The organism is Paraburkholderia sp. SIMBA_054, from assembly GCF_046534875.1.
Taxonomy (GTDB): domain Bacteria; phylum Pseudomonadota; class Gammaproteobacteria; order Burkholderiales; family Burkholderiaceae; genus Paraburkholderia; species Paraburkholderia hospita.
This window is the reverse complement of record NZ_JAWRXV010000969.1, coordinates 1-264: the sequence shown is the minus strand read 5'-3', so window position 1 is coordinate 264 and position 264 is coordinate 1. Positions and strand designations below refer to the sequence as shown.

Below are 264 nucleotides of genomic sequence, written 5' to 3'. Positions count from 1 at the left end.
ATCTCTTTGAAATCCGTCAGAATGCGTGCTGCAACGTCCCCCGCCATAATCTGCAGCATCCTCAAATGGGATTAATGTTGTTTTTTTCGCGGTGGCTGCGCCATCCACCAGATGATGCCCATGGCTGGCAGAACCCACAGAATACCGGTCACAAAGAAATAGAGGAGATGCACCCAGGCGCTCGATTCAGCGAGATGCGCCACGGCGATAATGGTCGCGAACACCGCATAGATGATGACCAGCGAAACTAGCAAAAAAGTACCG

The 264-nt window shown here is 51.9% G+C and carries 1 protein-coding gene; it reads right to left on the bottom strand.

Annotated elements, in window-relative coordinates; genetic code table 11:
- Nucleotides 1-71: 71 nt before the first annotated feature.
- The coding region (locus SB822_RS58015; RefSeq protein WP_410859229.1) for a DUF2842 domain-containing protein at nt 72-264 on the bottom strand (193 nt) is incomplete at its 5' end.